General features: G+C 59.8%; 20 protein-coding genes. 11 read left to right on the top strand and 9 right to left on the bottom strand.

Going from position 1 to position 20,422, the window contains the following annotated elements:
* Window positions 1-174: 174 nt before the first annotated feature.
* The gene (locus IF199_RS20505; protein ID WP_192558566.1) at window positions 175-1,638 is read left to right on the top strand and encodes a glyceraldehyde-3-phosphate dehydrogenase; all 1,464 of its coding nucleotides are present in this window, start codon (window positions 175-177) and stop codon (window positions 1,636-1,638) included.
* Window positions 1,639-1,703: 65 nt separating this feature from the next.
* Here IF199_RS20505 and tcuC read toward each other — a convergent pair whose 3' ends face one another.
* Window positions 1,704-2,996, bottom strand: coding sequence for an MFS transporter (gene tcuC, locus IF199_RS20500; protein WP_096822083.1), 1,293 nt, complete (start codon window positions 2,994-2,996; stop codon window positions 1,704-1,706).
* Between the two features lie 75 nt (window positions 2,997-3,071).
* Between tcuC and IF199_RS20495 the strand changes: the two genes are divergently transcribed.
* On the top strand, window positions 3,072-4,121 hold the full coding sequence (locus tag IF199_RS20495; protein ID WP_192560988.1) for an FAD:protein FMN transferase: 1,050 nt from the start codon (window positions 3,072-3,074) through the stop codon (window positions 4,119-4,121).
* 197 nt (window positions 4,122-4,318) lie between these two features.
* Complete coding sequence (sthA, locus tag IF199_RS20490; protein ID WP_007984277.1) at window positions 4,319-5,713, top strand: Si-specific NAD(P)(+) transhydrogenase; 1,395 nt, start codon at window positions 4,319-4,321, stop codon at window positions 5,711-5,713.
* A gap of 42 nt (window positions 5,714-5,755) precedes the next feature.
* Here the strand turns inward: sthA and IF199_RS20485 are convergent, their stop codons facing one another.
* Both IF199_RS20485 and IF199_RS20480 read right to left on the bottom strand, forming a co-directional pair.
* Window positions 5,756-6,478 carry a glycerophosphodiester phosphodiesterase gene (locus tag IF199_RS20485; protein WP_096822081.1) on the bottom strand — a complete coding sequence of 241 codons (723 nt, stop codon included), beginning with the start codon at window positions 6,476-6,478 and terminating at the stop codon, window positions 5,756-5,758.
* Between the two features lie 13 nt (window positions 6,479-6,491).
* Window positions 6,492-7,073 (bottom strand): PilZ domain-containing protein, encoded by a 582-nt coding sequence (locus IF199_RS20480; RefSeq protein ID WP_096822080.1) that lies wholly within the window; start codon window positions 7,071-7,073, stop codon window positions 6,492-6,494.
* A 94-nt stretch (window positions 7,074-7,167) separates the two neighbouring features.
* On the opposite strand from IF199_RS20480, the gene IF199_RS20475 reads away from it, so the two are divergent.
* The 3 genes from IF199_RS20475 (at window position 7,168) to IF199_RS20465 (ending at window position 10,417) form a co-directional block, all read left to right on the top strand.
* Window positions 7,168-8,418 carry a lipoprotein-releasing ABC transporter permease subunit gene (locus IF199_RS20475; RefSeq protein ID WP_096822079.1) on the top strand — a complete coding sequence of 417 codons (1,251 nt, stop codon included), beginning with the start codon at window positions 7,168-7,170 and terminating at the stop codon, window positions 8,416-8,418.
* Between the two features lie 7 nt (window positions 8,419-8,425).
* On the top strand, window positions 8,426-9,109 hold the full coding sequence (gene lolD / locus IF199_RS20470) for a lipoprotein-releasing ABC transporter ATP-binding protein LolD (protein WP_169844077.1): 684 nt from the start codon (window positions 8,426-8,428) through the stop codon (window positions 9,107-9,109).
* A gap of 63 nt (window positions 9,110-9,172) precedes the next feature.
* Window positions 9,173-10,417: a lipoprotein-releasing ABC transporter permease subunit gene (locus IF199_RS20465; RefSeq protein ID WP_096822078.1), complete on the top strand. Its 1,245-nt coding sequence runs from the start codon at window positions 9,173-9,175 to the stop codon at window positions 10,415-10,417.
* A gap of 30 nt (window positions 10,418-10,447) precedes the next feature.
* Here the strand turns inward: IF199_RS20465 and IF199_RS20460 are convergent, their stop codons facing one another.
* Both IF199_RS20460 and IF199_RS20455 read right to left on the bottom strand, forming a co-directional pair.
* Entirely contained in the window at window positions 10,448-11,788 is a 1,341-nt protein-coding gene (locus IF199_RS20460) for a heavy metal sensor histidine kinase (RefSeq protein WP_192558565.1), read from the bottom strand.
* Window positions 11,788-12,468 (bottom strand): heavy metal response regulator transcription factor, encoded by a 681-nt coding sequence (locus IF199_RS20455; RefSeq protein ID WP_192558564.1) that lies wholly within the window; start codon window positions 12,466-12,468, stop codon window positions 11,788-11,790. The genes IF199_RS20460 and IF199_RS20455 overlap by 1 nt, the downstream gene beginning before the upstream one ends.
* Before the next feature lie 159 nt (window positions 12,469-12,627).
* Here IF199_RS20455 and copI point away from each other — a divergent pair, with 159 nt between their 5' ends.
* Together copI and queF are read left to right on the top strand one after the other, a co-directional pair.
* Window positions 12,628-13,161 (top strand): copper-resistant cuproprotein CopI, encoded by a 534-nt coding sequence (gene copI / locus IF199_RS20450; protein ID WP_096822075.1) that lies wholly within the window; start codon window positions 12,628-12,630, stop codon window positions 13,159-13,161.
* A gap of 61 nt (window positions 13,162-13,222) precedes the next feature.
* Entirely contained in the window at window positions 13,223-14,053 is an 831-nt protein-coding gene (queF, locus tag IF199_RS20445; protein ID WP_192558563.1) for an NADPH-dependent 7-cyano-7-deazaguanine reductase QueF, read from the top strand.
* A 68-nt stretch (window positions 14,054-14,121) separates the two neighbouring features.
* On the opposite strand, the gene IF199_RS20440 is transcribed toward queF, so the two are convergent.
* Together IF199_RS20440 and pcrP are read right to left on the bottom strand one after the other, a co-directional pair.
* A complete protein-coding gene (locus IF199_RS20440; protein WP_096822073.1) occupies window positions 14,122-14,385 on the bottom strand; it encodes a DUF4404 family protein in 264 nt (87 codons plus the stop codon).
* Window positions 14,386-14,493: 108 nt separating this feature from the next.
* Entirely contained in the window at window positions 14,494-15,114 is a 621-nt protein-coding gene (gene pcrP, locus IF199_RS20435; protein ID WP_192558562.1) for an HAD superfamily inactivated hydrolase PcrP, read from the bottom strand.
* A 184-nt stretch (window positions 15,115-15,298) separates the two neighbouring features.
* On the opposite strand from pcrP, the gene IF199_RS20430 reads away from it, so the two are divergent.
* The 3 genes from IF199_RS20430 (at window position 15,299) to rssC (ending at window position 17,974) form a co-directional block, all read left to right on the top strand.
* Window positions 15,299-15,988, top strand: coding sequence for an MlaA family lipoprotein (locus tag IF199_RS20430; protein ID WP_096822071.1), 690 nt, complete (start codon window positions 15,299-15,301; stop codon window positions 15,986-15,988).
* Between the two features lie 322 nt (window positions 15,989-16,310).
* Complete coding sequence (rssB, locus tag IF199_RS20425; RefSeq protein WP_096822070.1) at window positions 16,311-17,492, top strand: two-component system response regulator RssB; 1,182 nt, start codon at window positions 16,311-16,313, stop codon at window positions 17,490-17,492.
* Window positions 17,492-17,974, top strand: a complete 483-nt coding sequence (gene rssC / locus IF199_RS20420) for an anti-sigma factor antagonist RssC (RefSeq protein WP_042560140.1) — start codon at window positions 17,492-17,494, stop codon at window positions 17,972-17,974. Before rssB ends, rssC begins: the two co-directional genes overlap by 1 nt.
* A gap of 72 nt (window positions 17,975-18,046) precedes the next feature.
* Here the strand turns inward: rssC and tal are convergent, their stop codons facing one another.
* Together tal and IF199_RS20410 are read right to left on the bottom strand one after the other, a co-directional pair.
* Window positions 18,047-18,973, bottom strand: a complete 927-nt coding sequence (tal, locus tag IF199_RS20415) for a transaldolase (protein WP_096822069.1) — start codon at window positions 18,971-18,973, stop codon at window positions 18,047-18,049.
* Window positions 18,974-19,175: 202 nt separating this feature from the next.
* A complete protein-coding gene (locus tag IF199_RS20410; protein ID WP_192558561.1) occupies window positions 19,176-20,141 on the bottom strand; it encodes a cellulase family glycosylhydrolase in 966 nt (321 codons plus the stop codon).
* Window positions 20,142-20,422: the final 281 nt, after the last annotated feature.

Genomic DNA, 20,422 nt, shown 5'->3' with positions numbered 1-20,422 from the left:
CAGACATCGTCTAACAGTCGTCGAAAAACTGACTGCGCTGAAAGCCCCGGTTTTACTGGGCTGGCGGAGAGCGTTATTTTTTTGGACGGAATTTTGTTACCGTTTGCGCGACAAGCGCGCATTGCTACGAGAGCTTCTCGGCGGCATAATGTAGCCCCTTTTTTCTGCCCCTACATGTGGAAGGTTCCCGTGACTCAGAAGCCCGACCAGTGTCTTGGTGAATGGATCGACCGTGAAGCACTCGCAGAAGCGATGATTCCGCTTATCGGTCAGCTCTACCGCAATAACAACGTGGTGAGCTCGATCTATGGCCGCAGCCTGATCAACCAGTCTGTCATCGCGATTCTCAAAGCTCACCGCTTTGCTCGCCATCGTTCTTCCGACGATAGCGAACTCTCCGTCCACGAAACATTCCCTCTGCTGAAGGCCATGAGCGAGCTCAAGCTCGGCGCGGCTTCGGTGGACCTGGGCAAGTTGGCGTTCAAATTCCGCAACGAAGGCAACGGCCGTACCGCCGAGCAATTCGTTCGTGAAGAAATGGCTGACGTGGTTGGCCAGCAGAACGCTTCGGCCCGCAAAGGCACTGACGTTGTGCTTTACGGCTTCGGTCGTATCGGCCGTCTGCTGGCGCGCATCCTGATCGAAAAAACCGGTGGCGGCGACGGCCTGCGTCTGCGTGCCATCGTGGTGCGCAAAGGCGCCGAAAACGACCTGACCAAACGCGCCAGCCTGCTGCGTCGCGATTCGGTGCACGGTTCGTTCAACGGCACCATCACCATCGACGAAGAAAACAACACCATCACCGCCAACGGCAACCTGATTCAGGTTATCTACGCGAAAAACCCTACCGAAGTGGACTACACCCAGTACGGCATCAAAGATGCGCTGCTGGTGGACAACACCGGTGTATGGCGTGATGCCGATGGCCTGGGTCAGCACTTGCAGTGCCCGGGTATCGACCGCGTTGTTCTGACCGCGCCTGGCAAAGGCAAGCTGAAGAACATCGTTCACGGTATCAACCACAGCGAAATCACTGCTGACGACAAGATCGTGTCCGCTGCTTCCTGCACCACCAACGCCATCGTGCCGGTGCTGAAAGCCGTGAATGACAAGTTTGGCATCGTCAACGGCCACGTCGAAACCGTTCACTCGTACACCAACGACCAGAACCTGATCGACAACTTCCACAAGGGCGATCGCCGTGGTCGTAGCGCCGCGCTGAACATGGTAATCACCGAGACCGGTGCTGCCACCGCTGCTGCCAAGGCCCTGCCTGAGCTGGCCGGCAAGCTGACCGGTAACGCGATCCGTGTTCCGACGCCAAACGTGTCGATGGCCATTCTCAACCTGAACCTTGAGAAAGCCGCTACCCGTGAAGAGATGAACGAGTACCTGCGCTACATGGCGCTGCACTCCGATCTGCACAAGCAAATCGACTTCGTCAATTCCCAGGAAGTGGTTTCGACCGACTTCGTTGGCTCGCGCTACGCCGGTGTTGTCGACGCTGAAGCGACCATCACCCAGGATAACCGCGTTGTTCTGTACGTCTGGTACGACAACGAGTTCGGTTACAGCTGCCAGGTGATCCGCGTGATGGAAGACATGGCCGGTGTAAACCCGCCAGCCTTCCCGCGCTAAGCCTTAGCTGCAAATGAAAACGCCCCGACTTTGGTCGGGGCGTTTTTGTTTGTGCGCGATTCAGGTCAGTTGGGGATAGCCGCTTGTGCCGTGCGCAGTTCGTGCTTGTTGCCATGGAACAGCACCAATGTCGCGATCAACCCCAGCACCGCTGCGCCGCTCAGCCAGATCCCCGGCGCCGCCTTGTTGTCCAGCACATGAATCAGGTAAGTGCAGGCGGCTGGCGTGAATCCACCGAAGGTCGCGGTCGCCAGGCTGTAGGCCAGCGAGAAGCCGGTCGTACGAACTTCTACCGGCATGATTTCGGTCAGCGCCACCACCATCGCGCCGTTGTACGAGCCGTACAGGAACGACAGCCACAGCTCGACGATCAGCAGATGGCTGAAGCTCGGGTTCGCCACCAGCCACGACAGCGCCGGGTAAGCGGTCAGGATTGCCAGAATCGTCGCCGCCAGCAGCAGGGGTTTGCGACCGATCTTGTCAGACAGTGCGCCCATCACCGGCAGCCAGAAGAAGTTCGACAGTCCGATGCACACCGTCACCAGCAACGCATCGAAGTCCGACAGGTGCAGTTCCGCCTTGCCGAAGGTCGGGGTGTAGGCGGTGATCAGGTAAAACGACACGGTGGTCATGACCACCAGTGCCATACCGGCGATGACAATGCCGAAGTTCTGACCAATCGAGCGGACGATTTCCTGCAGGGTAGGGCGGTGTTTACGTGCCTGGAATTCCGGCGTTTCCTCCAGGGAACGACGAATGACGAAGATCACCGGAACGATCATGCAGCCGATCAGGAACGGCACACGCCAGCCCCAGTCGCCCATCTGTTCCGGGCTCAGCCAGTGGTTGAGGCCGACGCCGAGCAGACCGGCGAATACCACCGCCGCTTGCTGGCTGGCGGACTGCCAACTGACGAAGAAACCCTTGCGGCCAGGCGTGGCGATCTCTGACAGGTACACCGACACACCGCCCAGTTCCACGCCGGCCGAGAAGCCCTGGAGCAATCGGCCGAACAGCACGATCAGCGGCGCGGCAACACCGAGGGTGGCGTACCCCGGCACGCAGGCGATCAGCACCGTACCGGCCGCCATCAGTGCGAGGGTGATGATCAGGCCTTTGCGACGGCCGTGACGGTCAATGTAGGCACCGAGGAAAATCGCCCCCAATGGACGCATCAGGAAGCCTGCGCCGAACGTCGCCAGTGCGAGCATCAGGGAGGCGAAGGCGCTGTCGGTGGGGAAGAAGGTCTTGGAGATGGCCACGGCGTAGAAGCCATAGACCATGAAGTCGAACATTTCGAGAAAATTGCCGCTGACAACGCGAAAAATCGCTTTGCCTTTGCCCGTGGTGGAGGACATGTTCAGGTACTCACTTTTTTGATTTTGTATGAAAGCGTTGCATCCGTTTGGGAGCTAGCGGGCTCTGTGGTCATAATGGCGGGCTCGGTTTTGCTCGGAGATGAAGAATTGTTAACTGGACGATGGGTGGTTTTCGTGATTCTTCTCGGCGTTTTGTCCGGCTGCGGCTCCGGCGACTCGATGGAGAGCTTCGGCGGCCCGACCATGGGCAGCGCTTATTCGATCAAGTACGTGCGCCGCGCCAATCTGCCTGCCCCTCAGGATGTCCGCGTCGAAGTCGAGAAGATCCTCGCCGACGTCGACCAGCAAATGTCCACCTACCGCGCGGACTCCGATATTTCGCGCTTCAACGCATTGCCCGCCGACCGTTGTCAGACCATGCCGGCGCCGATCCTCGAATTGGTCAGGGTTGGTGAGCAGCTGTCGCAACAAAGCGAAGGTTCCTACGACCTGACGGTGGAGCCACTGCTCAATCTCTGGGGATTCGGTCCGCAGGGGCGTGAGGAAAAAGTCCCGAGCGAGGCGGCGCTGGCTGAAGTGCAGAAACGGGTGGGCTACCGGCATCTGCGTGTCGATGGCGACCAGTTATGCAAGGACGCGGCGGTCGAGGTCGATTTCAACAGCATCGCTGCCGGGTATGCGGTCGACACCATTGCCGCGCGGCTCGATGCCATGGGCATTCATGATTACCTCGCCGAAGCCACGGGCGAGCTCAAGGCGTCCGGCAAGAAACTCGATGGCTCGCCATGGCGCATCGCATTGGAAGAACCCCGTGACGATCAGCAGGTGGCGGAGCGCGTCATCAACGTCGATGGCTATGGCCTCTCCACGTCCGGCGACTACCGCAACTATTTTCAGCAGGATGGCCGGCGCTATTCCCACACCTTCGATGCCCGCACCGGGGCGCCGGTCCTACACGATCTGGCGTCGGTCACGGTAATTCATCCTTCAGCGTTGATGGCCGATGGACTATCGACACTGTTGCTGATTCTCGGGCCGGAAAGGGCCTGGGACTATGCCGAAAAACACGACATTGGTGCATTCTTTGTGATTCGTGCCGATACAGGTTTCGTCACCCGCACCAGTCAGGCTTTCGAGCGGCTCAGTGGCGCAAAAGTTGACTGAAGACAGTACGAAAACTGGCGTTGTAGTGCAGGCAAAAGTAGCCTACGACGCGACCAAGGGTTAATGTGCGCGGCGTTGACGCTTCTATAGACTGTGTCCGGGTTTTCTACTGGCCCCCAATTGTTCCTTCGCGCCGCCGTTCGGCGTGATTTAGCCGCCGGTGCTGCTGGCACCGCGGCCTGTTCTGAGGAGTACGCATGGCTGTCTACAACTACGACGTGGTGGTATTGGGTTCCGGCCCGGCGGGAGAAGGCGCGGCAATGAACGCCGCCAAAGCAGGGCGCAAGGTGGCGATGGTCGACAGCCGTCGTCAGGTCGGCGGTAACTGCACCCACCTGGGCACCATCCCGTCCAAGGCCTTGCGTCACTCGGTGCGGCAGATCATGCAGTTCAACACCAATCCGATGTTCCGTGCGATCGGTGAGCCGCGCTGGTTCTCCTTCCCGGACGTGTTGAAAAGCGCCGAGAAAGTCATCTCCAAACAAGTCGCTTCGCGTACCGGCTACTATGCCCGTAACCGCGTCGACGTGTTCTTCGGCACCGGCAGCTTCGCCGACGAGCAGACCATCGAAGTGGTCTGCGCCAACGGCGTGGTCGAAAAGCTGGTGGCCAAGCACATCATCATCGCCACCGGCTCGCGTCCTTATCGCCCGGCGGACATCGATTTCCACCACCCGCGTATCTACGATAGCGACACCATCCTCAGCCTCGGCCACACCCCGCGCAAACTGATCGTTTACGGTGCCGGCGTGATCGGTTGCGAATACGCGTCGATCTTCAGCGGTCTGGGTGTTCTGGTCGAGCTGGTGGACAACCGTGGTCAGTTGCTGAGCTTCCTCGACTCGGAAATTTCCCAGGCGTTGAGCTACCACTTCAGCAACAACAACATCACCGTGCGCCACAACGAAGACTACGACCGCGTCGAAGGCGTGGACAACGGCGTGATCCTGCACCTGAAGTCCGGCAAGAAGATCAAGGCCGATGCCTTGCTCTGGTGCAACGGCCGGACCGGCAACACCGATCAGTTGGGTCTGGAAAACATCGGCGTCAAGGTCAACAGTCGTGGCCAGATCGAAGTGGATGAGGCCTACCGCACCTGTGTGCCGAACATCTACGGTGCCGGTGACGTGATCGGCTGGCCGAGCCTGGCCAGTGCCGCCCACGACCAGGGTCGCTCGGCGGCCGGCAGCATCGTCGACAATGGCAGCTGGCGCTTCGTGAATGACGTGCCGACCGGCATCTACACCATTCCGGAGATCAGCTCGATCGGCAAGAACGAGCAGGAACTGACCCAGGCCAAAGTGCCGTACGAAGTGGGCAAGGCGTTCTTCAAGAGCATGGCGCGTGCGCAGATCGCCGGCGAGCCGCAAGGCATGCTGAAGATCCTGTTCCACCGTGAAACCCTGGAAGTGCTGGGCGTTCACTGCTTCGGTTATCAGGCATCGGAGATCGTGCACATCGGTCAGGCGATCATGAACCAGCCGGGTGAGCTGAATACCCTGAAGTACTTCGTCAACACCACGTTCAACTACCCGACCATGGCCGAAGCCTATCGGGTAGCGGCGTACGACGGCCTCAACCGGCTTTTTTGACGGGCTCCGGCCGGTGGCCTGAGCCGGCCGGGGAGACCGATTTCAGCTATTCCCAAGGGTGGCAGTGGCCAAACCGGGAAAGTCTGTAATCAGGCTGTCAACGCCGAAGTCGGCGAGTCTGCGCATCAGCGCAGGCTCGTTGACGGTCCACACCGACACGTGCAGCCCCTGACGCTGCGCCTTCTGCAGGCGTTCCGGCGTACACAGCGTCCAGTTCAACGCGAGAATCTCGCAGCCATAACTCTGAGCGACCTTCAACGGGTCGAGCCAGGCGTATTCGGCCACCAGGCCGCGCGATACGTCAGGCACCAGATCCAGCGCAGCTTTCAATACTTCCCTTGAGCTCGAGGTGATCGTCACCTTGTCGAGCAGCCCGTGCCTGACCGCCATTTCACGGATGGCCAGCACGGTGGTCGCGGCGCGGGTGCGCGAAGCGCTTTTGACTTCGAGCTGCCAGTGATCGAAATCACATTGCTCGAACAGTGCTTCCAGCGTCGGAATCGGACACGGCTTGATCCAGCCCGGGCCACCCTTGCGGGCGTCGTAGGTCACCAGATCGGCAGCAGAGTGCTCGACCACCTTGCCACGGCGCTCGGTGGTGCGCTTGAGGGTCGGGTCGTGGATGACCATCAGCTCACCGTCCTTGGACAGGTGCAGGTCCAGTTCGCAACGGCGTACGCCGTGCTTGAGACATTCCTGAAAACTGGTCAGGGTGTTTTCCGGTGCTTCGCCCTTGGCGCCGCGGTGGCCGTAGATAAGGGTCACGGTTCTTCCTTAATTAAATGCCTGATTCGTTCTGTTCGCGGGCCAGACGTCGTTCCTGTGCCTGCTTTTGCAAGATATAGCGGGCGAGCAACTGGCGCTGGGCATCGGTCAAGTGTTCGAACTCGGTGCCGATGTCGTAGCCGTCGCCCTTGCGGTCGCAATGGGTCACCCGGGCGCGCAGCAACAGGCCAAGCGCCTGGGGCATCAGCACCAGTTTGACCGACAGGTGGGCGCCGGTGGCGATCGGGGTCGGGTACTGAAAGTCGATGCCGCCCTCGGAGATGATCACTGGCTGCGGCTCGCCGATGTGGCCGAGCACGGTCAGGGCGACCACCTGGCTGAGCAGGTCAATGCGTTTGTTCTGGGATTTCAGGAACGCGGCGATGGCGCGGTCACGTTCACTGATCTGGCGCAGCAGGTGCTGCGACTCGAATTCGCTCAGGTGCAGTTCGCTGAGCAGATTGAACAGCGGGGAAGCATCCTGCAACACTTCCTGGCCTGCGGCTTCGGGAGCGGACAGGGGCCTAATTTCCAGTGCGATCGTGTCCTCGATACGGTAGTATTCGCGGCGATCTTCTTCATCTAATGTCGACATGGCGAACCCATGGTAGCGGCGGTGGTCTGAGTGTAAAGCTGGTTATCGACCCCCGCCACAAGGACGTTCCTTTTCCCTCCGAACAAGCCCCGACATGTTCAGACCTCTCTTCGTATTTATCGGCACGCGTTATACCCGTGCAAAGCGTCGCAATCATTTTGTGTCATTCATTTCCCTGACTTCGATGATCGGGCTCGCCCTTGGCGTGGTCGTGATGATCGTGGTGTTGTCGGTGATGAACGGCTTCGATCATGAGATGCGCACCCGCGTGCTGGGCATGGTGCCCCACGCGACCATCGAGTCCGGTGAAGCCATCAGCGACTGGCCGAGCCTGGCCGCCAAGGTCAAGCAGAACCCGCAGGTGGCGGCCGTCGCGCCGTTCACCCAGATGCAGGGGCTGCTGACCAACAACGGCCAGGTGTCCAAGGTGTTGCTCAATGCCATCGATCCGGCGCTGGAGCGCAACGTCTCGATCATCGACAACTTCATGAAGCAGGGCAAACTCGACGACCTGACGCCGGGCAGCTTCGGCATCGTGATCGGCGACAAGGCCGCGACCAAGCTCGGCGTGGGCATCGGTGACAAGATCACCTTCGTCGCACCGGAGGTCAGCGTGACGCCGGCCGGGATGTTCCCGCGCATGAAGCGCTTCACCGTGGTCGGCATCTTCCATGTCGGCGCCGGTGAGCTGGACGGTTACCTGGGCGTGACCAACCTGCAGGATCTGGCGAAGATGCACCGCTGGAAGCCTGATCAGGTGCAGGGCCTGCGTCTGAAGTTCGACGACCTGTTCCAGGCACCGCGTGAAGCGTGGAACATCGCCCAACGCCTCGGCGAAGACCATTACTACGCCCGCGACTGGACCCGCACCCACGGCAATCTGTATCAGGCGATCCGCATGGAAAAAGCCATGATCGGCCTGCTGTTGCTGCTGATCGTCGCGGTTGCCGCGTTCAACATCATTTCCACGCTGGTGATGGTGGTGAACGACAAGAAGGGCGACATCGCCATTCTGCGCACACTGGGCGCCACGCCGGGCACGATCATGCGCACGTTCATGGTGCAAGGCACGGTGATCGGTGTGGTCGGTACGGCCATCGGCGCCGTGGTCGGGATCTTTGCCGCGCTCAACGTCAGCGCAGCGATTTCGGCCCTCGAAGGCGTGATCGGGCATAAATTCCTCAACGCCGACGTGTATTTCATTGATTACCTGCCGTCGCAGGTGCAGAGCCAGGATGTGATCATGGTCTGCGCCGCTGCGTTGGTCCTGAGTTTCCTCGCCACCCTGTATCCAGCCTGGCGTGCCGCGCGCACCCAGCCGGCGGAGGCGCTACGTTATGAGTGAGTCGGGCATGAGTGAAAAAGCAATCTTGAGCTGCCGCAACCTGGGCAAATCCTACGAGGAAGGCCCGGAATCGGTAGAAGTACTGGCCGGTCTGCAACTGGAGTTGCATCCGGGCGAGCGTGTAGCGATTGTCGGTACCTCGGGTTCGGGCAAAAGTACCTTGCTCAACCTGCTGGGTGGCCTCGACACGCCGACCAAGGGCAGCGTCTGGCTCGACGGCGAAGAACTCTCGGCTCTCAGCGAGAAGAAGCGCGGCCTGCTGCGTAACCGCTCGCTGGGCTTCGTTTATCAGTTTCACCACTTGCTGCCGGAATTCACCGCGCTGGAAAACGTCTGCATGCCGCTGCTGATCGGCAAGACGCCGATCCCGGAAGCGCGTCAGCGCGCCACCGCGTTGCTGGAGCGAGTCGGTCTGGGCCATCGTCTGGAGCACAAACCGGCCGAACTGTCCGGCGGTGAGCGTCAGCGTGTGGCGATTGCCCGTGCACTGGTCAACAAACCTGGCCTGGTGATGCTCGACGAGCCAACCGGCAACCTCGACTCCCACACCGCACAAGGCATCCAGGACTTGATGCTGGAACTCAGCACGTCGATGCGCACGGCGTTCCTGGTAGTGACTCACGACATGAACCTGGCTCGCCAGATGGACCGCGTCCTGCATTTGCAGGAAGGTTGCCTGACCCCTATCTGACGGCTTGAAACCCGATGCCTGAAAAGGCCTCGGGTCTTTTATTTTTATACGGTGCCCCAGCGAATGTTCAGACCGTTATCGATCTTTATCGGCACGCGCTATACCCGCGCCAAGCGCCGCAATCGCTTTGTTTCGTTCATTTCGATGACCTCGATGATCGGTCTCGCCCTCGGCGTGCTGGCGATGATCGTGGTGTTGTCGGTGATGAACGGCTTCCAGCGCGAAATGAGCTCGCGCATCCTCGGCATGGTGCCCCACGCGACCATCGTTGGCGTCAAGCCGATCGATGACTGGCAACCGGTGGCTGCCGCTGCCCTGAAGAATCCCGAAGTGACCGCCGCCGTGCCGTTCACTGAAATGGAAGGCATGCTGTCCTACAAGGGCATGATGCAGCCGATCCAGATCAGCGGTGTCGACCCGGCCCAGGAAGGCAAGGTGTCGATCGTTGCGCAGCACATCGTGCAGGGCCGTCTCGACGCCTTGAAACCGGGCGAATTCGGCGTAGTGCTGGGTGAGATCACCGCCCGCCGCTTCCGCCTGAACGTCGGCGACAAGATCACCCTGATCGTGCCGGAAGTCAGTACCGCGCCGGGCGGCATTACCCCGCGCATGCAGCGTTTGAACGTGGTCGGTGTGTTCAAGGTCGGCGCCGAGCTGGACGGTTCCATGGGCCTGATCCACGTCGCCGATGCCGCGCAGATGCAGCACTGGGAACCGAATCAGGTGCAGAGCGTGCGCCTGGCGGTGAAAGACCTGTACGCCGCGCCGAAGGTCTCGTCGGACATCGCCACCGGTCTCGGCACTGACTTCAAGGCTGACGACTGGACCCACACCCAGGGCAGCCTGTTCAGTGCGATGAAGATGGAAAAAACCATGATCGGCCTGTTGCTGCTGATGATCGTCGCGGTGGCGGCGTTCAATATCATCGCGACCCTGATCATGGTGGTGAACGACAAGGGCGCGGACATCGCGATCCTGCGTACCATCGGCGCCACGCCACGGCAGATCATGGCGATCTTCATGGTGCAGGGCACGGTGATCGGGATTGTCGGCACCATCATTGGTGGTGTGCTCGGCGTGATTGCCGCGCTGAACGTCTCTGAATTGGTGGGCTGGATCGAGCGAGTCTCCGGTCAGCACATCTTCAGTTCCGACGTTTACTTCGTCAGCAATCTGCCATCGGAATTGCAGGGTGGCGACGTGCTGCTGATCTGCTCGGCGGGCTTCATCCTCAGCTTCCTGGCCACCGTTTACCCGGCCTGGCGAGCGGCGAAGATCGAGCCGGCGCACGCGTTGCGCTATTCGTAAGTTCCCCCGTTGAGGCCGGCATTGCCGGCCTCAATCGTTTTTCGGCAACTCAATCACAAACCGCGTCCACCCCAAAGCTGATTCGCAATGAATCTGCCCGCCATGGGCCCGGATGATCGACTGAGTAATCGCCAGCCCCAGCCCCGCATGCTCCGAGCTGCCTTCCTGGCGCGCCGGGTCCGCCCGGTAGAAACGGTCAAACAAGCGCGGCAACAAATCCGAAGAAATGCCTTCGCCACTGTTTTCCACAGTCACCCTCAAGGACTTCGCCTGCTCGGCCACCCGCACGCGTACTTCGCCGGCCGCCGGTGTGAAGCGCAACGCATTATCCAGCAGATTCGATAGCGCTCGGCGCAACATCGCGCGATCACCCTCGAACCGCCCCTGACCGTCACGACTCAGGTTGACCTGAGCGTCCTCGGCCAACGGTGCGAAAAACTCCAGTAACGCATCGGCTTCTTCTGCCAGTTCCAGCGGTTCGCGTTTGGGAACCAGCAATCCGTGGTCAGCCTTGGCCAGATAAAGCATGTCGTTGACCAGTTGCGCCATCCATTGCAGCTCTTCGAGGTTGCTGTGCAGGGCCTCGCGATAATCCTCGAGTGGGCGAGGGCGGGTGAGGGTGACCTGCGTGTGGGTCAGCAGATTCGACAATGGGGTGCGCAGTTCATGGGCGATGTCGGCGGAGAACGCCGAGAGACGCTGAAAGGAGTCGTCGAGGCGTCCGAGCATGGCGTTGAAGCTGTGGGCCAATTCCGTGAGTTCCGCAGGCATCTGCGCTTCAGGCAGTCGGGCATTGAGCGATTGCGCCGAAATCCCGCGCGCGACGGCACTCATGCGGCGCAGTGGACGCAATCCGCTGCGCGCTGCCCAGGCGCCGAGCAGTGCGGTCGCCAGTGCCGAAAGACCGACGGTCAGCCAGATCAGATGCTGCATGCGTTGCAGGAAGTGCTGGTGGTGGGTGATGTCCAGCAGCAGGGTCAACTGTGGCGAGTCGGTTTGTTCCGGGTAGAGCGGAGCGTTGAGCAGGCGATAATCCGTGCCGTTGTCGTTGATGGTGGCCAGGCCGGGCTGCTGCGGCAGGTTCGCCGGCATTTGCAGGGAGCGGCCGAACCAGCGTTGCCCCTCAGGGCTGCTGATGCGCAGGGTAACATCGCCCTGTTGGCTCAATTCAGCAGTGATATGCGCGGCGTCACCATCACCCAGCAGTGTCTGACGCACATTGATCAGCTTGCCTTCGAGCAGTTGCTGATCGAGCTCGATGAAATGCGCCTCACTGGCCCGATTGAAAACCACGCCCGCCACCAGCGACACCGTCGCGGTACACGCGGCGAAGAGCAACGCCAGCCGACTGCCGAGTGACAGGCGGCGCATCAGTCGGCACGCTCTTCAAGGACATAACCCATGCCACGCACGGTGTGAATCAGCTTGTCGGGGAAGTCGTCATCGATCTTCAGGCGCAGCCGACGAATCGCCACTTCGATCACGTTGGTGTCGCTGTCGAAATTCATGTCCCAGACCTGGGAGGCGATCAGGGATTTAGGCAGCACTTCACCCTGGCGGCGCAGAAGCATTTCCAGCAGCGCGAACTCTTTTGCAGTGAGATCGATGCGCTGACCGCTGCGCTCGACGCGGCGGCGAATCAGGTCAAGACGCAGGTCGGCCAGTTGCAGGCAGGTTTCCTGCGGAATGGCGCTGCCGCGTCGCAACAGGCTGCGCACCCGGGCCAGCAGTTCGGAGAAGGCGAACGGCTTGACCAGATAATCGTCGGCGCCGAGTTCCAGGCCATGAACCCGGTCTTCCACGGTGTCTTTGGCGGTCAGAAACAGGATCGGGGTTTCGAGCCCGGCACTGCGCACTGCTTGCAGAATCTGCCAGCCGTTGCGACCGGGCAGCATTACGTCGAGGATCAACAAGGCATAGTCACCGCTCAAGGCCAGTTGCTGTCCGGTGGTGCCGTCGGCCACCAACTCGGTGTTGAAGCCGGCCTCGGTCAGGCCCTGGCGCAGGTAGTGGCCGGTTTTCGGTTGGTCTTCGACGATCAGCAGTTTCATGGGGTGTGGAGCTCAAATAGACAGAACAAGGGCGTTATACCGTGGGCGGTGGTTATGCAGACCAACCTGACAAAGTTGTAATCTGGCTGTCAGGTAGCTGCCAGCGCGGGCGGGCTAAAGTTTCCCACAGGCTGAACCTTATCTAGTTGGAGTATGACTATGTTTTTGCGCAACCCTCTGGCCGTCGCCGCCTGTCTGCTGGCGTTGAGCTCATCCGTCTGGGCTGACCCTGCGCACACCTATGACTTCGGCCAACCCGCCCCGGCCGCCAAGGCCAGCCGCAGCATTGAAGTGGTGATGGGCGACATGACGTTCGATCCGAAGGCCATCGAGATCAAGGCCGGTGAGACCATTCGCTTTGTCTTGGTGAATAAAGGCCAGTTACTGCATGAATTCAACCTCGGCGACGCGGCGATGCATGCCAAGCACCAGCAGGAAATGTTGCAGATGCAGCAAAGCGGCATGCTGACGCCGACCGGCATGAAAGAAATGTCCCACGACATGGCGGGCATGGATCATGCCTCGATGGGGCACGTCATGAAGCATGACGACCCTAACAGCGTACTGGTCGAACCGGGTAAGACCGCCGAGCTGACCTGGACCTTCAGCAAAGCCGTGAACCTGGAGTTTGCCTGCAACATTCCCGGGCATTACCAGGCCGGAATGGTCGGCAAACTGACTGTCAGTCAGTAAGCACTCAAAGGCGGGAGCAAAGGCTGATAGAATCCGCTGATTCTTCAGTCAGGTTTCCGCCATGCATCCCGCAGCCGAACATTCGCCGCTGGGCAAGTCCAGCGAATACATCGCCACTTACACACCGTCCCTGCTGTTTCCGATCCCGCGCACCGCGAAGTGGGCCGAGCTGGGCCTGACCGCCGAGACCCTGCCGTATAAAGGCGTGGATTTCTGGAACTGCTTCGAACTGTCGTGGTTGCTGCCGTCGGGCAAACCGGTGGTGGCGATCGGCGAATTCAGCATTCCGGCGGACTCGCCGAACATCATCGAATCCAAGTCGTTCAAGCTGTACCTGAACTCGTTGAACCAGACGCCGTTCGCCGACGTCGCGAGCCTGGAAGCGACGCTGGTCAAGGACTTGTCCGCCGCTGCCGGCAAGCCGGTGGGTGTGCGGGTTCGCAGCCTGAAAGAGGTCGAAGCCGAAGGCGTGGTCGCACTGCCGGGCGTGTGCATCGACGATCTGGATATCAGCGTCAGCAACTACGAACATCCGCGTCCTGAACTGCTGCGTTGCGACGATTCGCGGGTGGTGGAGGAGAGCGTGCACAGCCATCTGCTCAAGTCCAATTGCCCGGTGACCAGCCAGCCGGACTGGGGCAGTGTAGTCGTGGAGTACCGGGGGGCGGCGCTGGATCACGCCAGCCTGCTGGAATACATCGTCAGCTTCCGCCAGCATTCGGACTTTCACGAGCAATGCGTTGAGCGGATTTTCCTCGACCTGCAGCGTTTGCTGAAACCGGAAAAACTCACGGTGTTCGCGCGTTATGTGCGCCGGGGCGGGCTGGATATCAATCCGTACCGCAGCACTGAAAGCGTGCAGTTGCCGAACCATCGTCTGGTTCGTCAGTAACCTGCAAAGCGGACATGAAAAAGCCCTGCCATTGCTGGCAGGGCTTTTTGCATTTCAGGGGAGGGCGATCAGATGCCCATGCTGCCCAGCGCATTGACGATATTGCGCAGGGTGCCCGCAATAGCAGGGTGTTCGAGCTCGAAGCGATCAACTGCCAGATTCACGCCATCGGCGATGCTGGCGTCCTGCGTCGCGCTCTCCAGTTTGATTTGGGATTCGATCTGCGCCATAAGCTCACGAAGATGTTCGCGCTCTTCTTCTGTAAGCGGCGGATTCTGATCCAGTTGCTCGCGCAGGGTGTTGAGCTGTTCTTGCAGTTCGCGGGCGGGCATGGTGTTTTCCTTTTATCGAGAGGCACTGGCATAGACCGCAGCCGTGCGCCAAAGGTCTATGGCTCTCCTTAAGACTAATCCACTCTCGATGAACCTGCATGATCCCGGTCAGGGCTTTTCGCCTTTGAGGCGACGCAGGCTGATGTCCGCCAGGCAGGTGTCGAGATCGCCCAAGTGATCGATCACCGAGTGCACGCCCAGGCCGAACAATTGCACAGTGGCCTTGCCGCGCAGTTGTTCGCGTTCTTTTTGACTAAGGGCTTGCCATTCGCTCGGGGCCAGGCCGCAGAGTGAGCCACAGGACGCGAGGCCAATGGTCCACAGCCCGGCATTCAAGCCCGATTGCAGCAAGCGCGGTTCACCGCTGACCAGCACGCAGCCGTCCAGGCGATCGACATTCAACGCCATCAAGGCTTGCCAGCAGGCATTCGGCGCCGGCCATGGATTGTTTGTTGCGGGATGTTGCGAGGGTTTGATCCAGCCCGGCAATCCGGATGCCAGCACCTGGGTGAGGGCAGGGGGCAAGTCATCGAGCCAGGCGCAGGGGATCAGTTGGCGCTGCAGGCTGCGCAGGCTGTCTAGCGCGCCCGGCGTGGTGTCGGCGTGCTCTGTGCCGGGGCTGGCGTGGTGACGGGCGCGGGCGCCGAAGTCCACCAGGCAACCGCTGAGCCCGAACAGCACGGCCGTCAGGTTGGGGGCGGACAGGGGCAAGGCTTCGGCTTGAGGCATGGAAAACGTCCCTGAAATAGAAGTCAGGCTAAGCATCGCCGGTGACAGTTGGATGACAAGCGCATGACGCACCGTCCTACAGAGGTGTTCATGCTGGAATGCCTAAAACCTTGTTTCCGTCTTATACTGCACCTCTTATAACCGTGGCCCGCTTGCCGCGTATGTACAATCCAAGGAGTTTTCTATGCGCTGGAGCAACCCTCTCGCTCAGCTTTGTGTATGTGCCAGTGTGATGCTGGTGCCGTTCGCCGCTAACGCTGCAACGGAAGAAGACCCTTGGGAAAGCGTCAACCGTCCGATCTTCCAGTTCAACGATTTCGTCGACACCTACGCGCTGAAACCTCTGGCGCAGGGCTATGAATATGTAACGCCGCAATTCCTGGAAGACGGCATCCACAACATGTTCCGCAACGTCGGTGACATCACCAACCTGGCGAACAACATTCTGCAGGCCAAACCAGCCGCTGCCGGTGTCGACACCGCGCGCCTGATCTTCAACACCACCTTCGGCCTGCTCGGCTTCTTCGACGTCGGGACCAAGATGGGCCTGCATCGCAGCGACGAAGACTTCGGCCAGACTCTCGGCTACTGGGGCGTCAGCAGCGGTCCGTACGTGATGCTGCCGTTGCTGGGCCCGAGCACTCTGCGTGACGCGCCGTCCAAGTACGTCGACACCTACACCGCACCGTACCGCTACATGAACGACATCCCGGCGCGTAACACCATCTACGGCCTGAACATCGTCGACACCCGCGCCAGCCTGCTGTCCAGCGAGAAGCTGATCAGCGGCGACAAGTACACCTTCATCCGCAATGCCTACCTGCAGAACCGCGAGTTCAAGGTCAAGGACGGTCACGTCGAAGACGATTTTTGATCTCGATTGATCGACATGAAGGGGCGACCGCAAGGTCGCCTTTTTTGTGGGCGCGTCCAATGATTGGGTTACGGTTGAAGCCGTTCTTATAACTGCGAGTGATTTGACAAACAAAGTCTCCAAGCGACCATCGGCGCATGCTTGAAACGCCTCTCGGATGGGAGTACCGTCTGCGCCTTAGAAGGGCACCTCTGGTGCAACCGTGTACAGGGCAAGCGCTCTGAAACGGTGCAGCAGAGAGGCTAGAAAGCGAATCCAGTAGTCTGCGCCGGGCCGTTGCCCCGCCTGCTACGCCAACCTAATTCTGGCGCCGTTTGCCCACATGCCAAAAACCAGTGCCACGCTGCTGATAATCGATGATGACGAAGTAGTGCGCGCGAGCCTCGCGGCCTATTTGGAAGACAGTGGTTTCAGCGTCTTGCAGGCCAGTAACGGTCAGCAGGGTCTTCAGGTATTCGAGCAAGACAAGCCCGACTTGGTCATCTGCGATCTGCGCATGCCGCAGATGGGCGGTCTCGAACTCATCCGTCAGGTCACCGAGCGGTCACCACAGACTCCTGTGATCGTGGTTTCGGGTGCCGGCGTGATGAACGATGCGGTCGAGGCCCTGCGCCTGGGCGCGGCGGATTACCTGATCAAACCTCTCGAAGATCTGGCCGTGCTCGAGCACTCCGTGCGCCGGGCCCTGGATCGTGCGCGCCTGCTGCTGGAAAACCAGCGCTACCGCGAGAAGCTGGAAAAGGCCAACCGTGAGCTCGAAGCCAGCCTGAATCTGCTCCAGGAAGACCAGAACGCCGGTCGCCAGGTGCAGATGAACATGCTGCCGGTCAGCCCGTGGACCATCGACGAATTCAAGTTCGCCCACCAGATCATTCCGTCGCTGTACCTGTCGGGTGATTTTGTCGACTATTTCCGGGTGGACGAGCGTCGGGTTGCGTTCTACCTGGCGGACGTCTCGGGCCATGGCGCCTCTTCGGCCTTCGTCACCGTCCTGCTGAAGTTCATGACCACGCGCCTGCTGTTCGAGTCCAAGCGCAACGGCACCTTGCCGGAATTCAAACCTTCGGAAGTCCTTGGTCATATCAACCGGGGGCTGATCAGTTGTAAGCTGGGTAAACACGTCACAATGGTCGGTGGAGTCATCGACGAGGAGACCGGTTTGTTGACCTATAGCATCGGCGGCCATCTGCCGTTGCCTGTGTTGTACACGCCTGACAGTGTTCGCTACCTCGAGGGGCGCGGTCTGCCCGTGGGGCTTTTCAATGAAGCCACCTACGAAGATCACGTGCTCGAGCTGCCACCGACGTTCAGCCTGACGCTGATGTCTGATGGCATTCTGGATCTTTTGCCAGAACCCACACTCAAAGAGAAAGAAGCTGCCTTGCCCCAACGGGTCAAGTCGGCGGGCGGCAGCCTGGATGGCCTGCGGCAGGTTTTTGGATTGGCCACGCTAGGGGAGATGCCGGATGATATCGCCTTGTTGGTGTTGAGCAGGAATCTTTAATGAGTACCGGTAGAATCCAGTTCGCCGAACAGGACGGCACCTTCGTCCTGAAGTTCGTCGGTGAAGTTCGCCTGACCCTGTGTTCGGCGTTGGATGCGACTATTGAGAAGATCTTCACCGCGCTGAATTTCAACGCGATCGTGATCGATCTGACCGAAACCCGCAGCATCGACAGCACCACGCTGGGCCTGCTGGCCAAGCTGTCGATCCTGTCGCGGCAGAAGGTCGGCCTGCTGCCGACCGTGGTCACCACCCACGACGACATCACCCGTCTGCTGCAATCGATGGGTTTCGAGCAGGTGTTCAATATCGTCAACCATCCCGTGCCTTGCCCGGAATGTCTCGATGACCTGCCGGATCAGGATCAGTCGGAGGAAGTCGTGCGGATCAAGGTGCTCGAAGCGCACAAGATCCTCATGGGCCTGAATGACTCCAATCGCGAAGCCTTCCATGATCTGGTGAATGCCCTCGAAAGGCATTGATTCACCCGCCATCAGGCACAAAAAAGGGCGAACCTGTGAGGGTTCGCCCTTTTTGCGTTTGCCGTCAGCCGATTACAGCTTGGCTTGCAGCAACGCCTCGAGTTTTTCCTGGTCGCGGGCAAACTGACGAATGCCTTCGGCCAGTTTCTCGGTGGCCATCGCGTCTTCGTTGGACAACCAGCGGAATTGCGATTCATTGAGGCTCAGGCGTGCTTCGCCAGCGTGACCCGGGGCCAGTTTGCGCTCCAGTTTGCCGGTGTCTGCCGCCAGTTTGTCGATCAGGTCCGGGCTGATGGTCAGGCGGTCGCAGCCAGCCAGTTGCTCGATCTGATTGAGGTTGCGGAAGCTCGCGCCCATGACCACGGTCTTGTAGTCATTGGCCTTGTAGTAGTTGTAGATGCGCGTGACGGACTGCACGCCCGGATCATCGGCGCCGGTGTAGTCGTTGCCGTTGGCCTTCTTGTACCAGTCGTAGATGCGGCCCACGAACGGCGAAATCAGGAACACGCCGGCATCGGCGCACGCAGCGGCCTGAGCGAAGGAGAACAGCAGGGTCAGGTTGGTCTGGATGCCTTCCTTCTCCAGCACTTCGGCGGCGCGGATGCCTTCCCAGGTCGAAGCGATCTTGATCAGCACGCGGTCACGGCCGATGCCGGCCTTGTCGTACAGCTCGATCAGACGGTGCGCACGCTTGAGCATCGCGTCCTTGTCGAACGACAGACGTGCATCCACTTCAGTGGAAATGCGGCCCGGAATCACTTTGAGGATTTCCTGACCCACCGCGACGCCAAAGCGGTCGCTGGCCAGGCCGACATCGCCCTTGCAGTCGCGAACAGCGGCGTTCAGCAGCTCGGCATAGGCCGGAATGGCCGCGGCCTTGAGGAGCAGGGAAGGGTTGGTGGTGGCGTCGACCGGTTTGACCCGGGCAATCGCTTCGAAGTCGCCGGTGTCGGCAACCACGGTGGTGAATTGTTTGAGTTGTTCCAGCTTGGAAGTCATGAGCGTGCTCTGTCCTATGGGTCTGACGACATTACCCGAGCGCTGACGGCCACTCAAGGGCATGTGGATGTATCGATTGCCCCGTGGGCAACAACCTGAAAACGGCTGTTTGAATGATCGGGGCGCGATGTCGATAAATACGATGCCAAAACCGGCCACAGGTTCAAGGCATCTGACCGTCAGTACTCTGTGGACCAGCTGATTACATAGGATTGAGCTCGGCTTTAACCGTGACTTCCGCAGGTTTCGGCTGGCCGTCGGCGTTCAGCATGCCGAAGTTCCTTTCCCGGTCATTACTGCCCGACGTGGTGTCTTTCCATTCGTAAATCGACGTCAGCGGGATATTGAGCTTTTTCATATCGGTGACGAACGCGCCGATTTTGCTGGCCTGCCCTGCATTCCCGCCATTGGAGGCGAGAGACGATACGCCCCATTCGCTGATGACGCCCGGCAGATGGAATTTTTGCTGGATGAACGTCTGTGCGTTGCTGATCTGCGTCGTGGTCATGCCGTACGGGTGATAGGAAATCGCACTCAAGCATTTGGGGTAGGCACTGACGATGCTGTTCAGTGCCGCCGTTGATGCAGAGCTGTCACTCGGTGGCCGGGCGAAGCCGAAGCCGATCAGGGGTGTCGACGGTGGATTTCCCTGCAGCGTTTTACACACAGCGGTCATGAAGGGCGCGAACGTAGTGCTGAAATTGCCGGTTGGCCAGTAGGTGTCCAGATCCGGCTCATTCCATATCTCGATGGCGACCAGTTGCGGGCCATATTCTTTCTCCAGGGTCGTCACCGCGCGGGCGAACGTCTCACCGGCCGAGGTGAAATCGCGGTTGTTGCCGGGTGCGGAGGTCAGCGCCTGGGTCGAACGTACGGTCAGCAGCACCGGCAGGCCGGCTGCCCGGGCGGTCGCAAAGGCATCGTTGACCTGTTTTTGATAGCTGGGGTCACTCAGGCTGTCCGTCCAGACACCAAAGCGTACGAAACCCAGGCCGGCCGCTTTGATCTTTGCAGCGTCGGTGGGGGAAAAGGTCTGGATCTTGACCTGCACGCCAATGGTCTTGTTGGCGGGCAGTTCAGGGAACAGTTCAGTGGCGTGAACCTGGCTGGTGACACCGAGCACCGACAGGGTCAGGGCGGCAAGCCGTTTGAGGTGTGTTGATTTCATTTCTGTGTTCCTTGTTAGAAATGACACTGGCCATTGGTTATCACATCGCACGTTTTTAGAGCGTCGCAACGGTACAAAGTGCACCGATGTTATTTTTTGTCGGAAAACTTCGGTCGGGAAAATACCCTGAAAATCACAGTTATTTTTAGTCCGGTAATTCTGGTTGGGTGACTTTTAGACCCCGTGGTACTTAATGCACCGGTACTAACAGGCGAATCTATTTCCGAATGCAGGAAAGTCCGGTGGGTTCATTTCAATCCACACGGCATGTTGGCCGATTG

This window comes from Pseudomonas allokribbensis, assembly GCF_014863605.1.
Classification (GTDB): domain Bacteria; phylum Pseudomonadota; class Gammaproteobacteria; order Pseudomonadales; family Pseudomonadaceae; genus Aquipseudomonas; species Aquipseudomonas allokribbensis.
The sequence above is the reverse complement of the archived record's forward strand: the minus strand, read 5'-3'. Positions and strand labels throughout refer to the sequence as shown.

What these genes read in the sequence shown, in the direction of transcription:
- IF199_RS20410 (WP_192558561.1), bottom strand. Translation starts at nt 20,141, where the DNA reads ATGAAATCAACACACCTCAAACGGCTTGCCGCCCTGACCCTGTCGGTG.
- rssB (WP_096822070.1), top strand. Translation starts at nt 16,311, where the DNA reads ATGCCAAAAACCAGTGCCACGCTGCTGATAATCGATGATGACGAAGTA.
- lolD (WP_169844077.1), top strand. Translation starts at nt 8,426, where the DNA reads ATGAGTGAAAAAGCAATCTTGAGCTGCCGCAACCTGGGCAAATCCTAC.
- tcuC (WP_096822083.1), bottom strand. Translation starts at nt 2,996, where the DNA reads ATGTCCTCCACCACGGGCAAAGGCAAAGCGATTTTTCGCGTTGTCAGC.
- IF199_RS20455 (WP_192558564.1), bottom strand. Translation starts at nt 12,468, where the DNA reads ATGAAACTGCTGATCGTCGAAGACCAACCGAAAACCGGCCACTACCTG.
- rssC (WP_042560140.1), top strand. Translation starts at nt 17,492, where the DNA reads ATGAGTACCGGTAGAATCCAGTTCGCCGAACAGGACGGCACCTTCGTC.
- IF199_RS20430 (WP_096822071.1), top strand. Translation starts at nt 15,299, where the DNA reads ATGCGCTGGAGCAACCCTCTCGCTCAGCTTTGTGTATGTGCCAGTGTG.
- IF199_RS20495 (WP_192560988.1), top strand. Translation starts at nt 3,072, where the DNA reads ATGGCGGGCTCGGTTTTGCTCGGAGATGAAGAATTGTTAACTGGACGA.
- IF199_RS20480 (WP_096822080.1), bottom strand. Translation starts at nt 7,073, where the DNA reads ATGTCGACATTAGATGAAGAAGATCGCCGCGAATACTACCGTATCGAG.
- pcrP (WP_192558562.1), bottom strand. Translation starts at nt 15,114, where the DNA reads ATGCCTCAAGCCGAAGCCTTGCCCCTGTCCGCCCCCAACCTGACGGCC.
- IF199_RS20460 (WP_192558565.1), bottom strand. Translation starts at nt 11,788, where the DNA reads ATGCGCCGCCTGTCACTCGGCAGTCGGCTGGCGTTGCTCTTCGCCGCG.
- IF199_RS20440 (WP_096822073.1), bottom strand. Translation starts at nt 14,385, where the DNA reads ATGCCCGCCCGCGAACTGCAAGAACAGCTCAACACCCTGCGCGAGCAA.
- IF199_RS20465 (WP_096822078.1), top strand. Translation starts at nt 9,173, where the DNA reads ATGTTCAGACCGTTATCGATCTTTATCGGCACGCGCTATACCCGCGCC.
- sthA (WP_007984277.1), top strand. Translation starts at nt 4,319, where the DNA reads ATGGCTGTCTACAACTACGACGTGGTGGTATTGGGTTCCGGCCCGGCG.
- IF199_RS20505 (WP_192558566.1), top strand. Translation starts at nt 175, where the DNA reads ATGTGGAAGGTTCCCGTGACTCAGAAGCCCGACCAGTGTCTTGGTGAA.
- IF199_RS20475 (WP_096822079.1), top strand. Translation starts at nt 7,168, where the DNA reads ATGTTCAGACCTCTCTTCGTATTTATCGGCACGCGTTATACCCGTGCA.
- copI (WP_096822075.1), top strand. Translation starts at nt 12,628, where the DNA reads ATGTTTTTGCGCAACCCTCTGGCCGTCGCCGCCTGTCTGCTGGCGTTG.
- queF (WP_192558563.1), top strand. Translation starts at nt 13,223, where the DNA reads ATGCATCCCGCAGCCGAACATTCGCCGCTGGGCAAGTCCAGCGAATAC.
- tal (WP_096822069.1), bottom strand. Translation starts at nt 18,973, where the DNA reads ATGACTTCCAAGCTGGAACAACTCAAACAATTCACCACCGTGGTTGCC.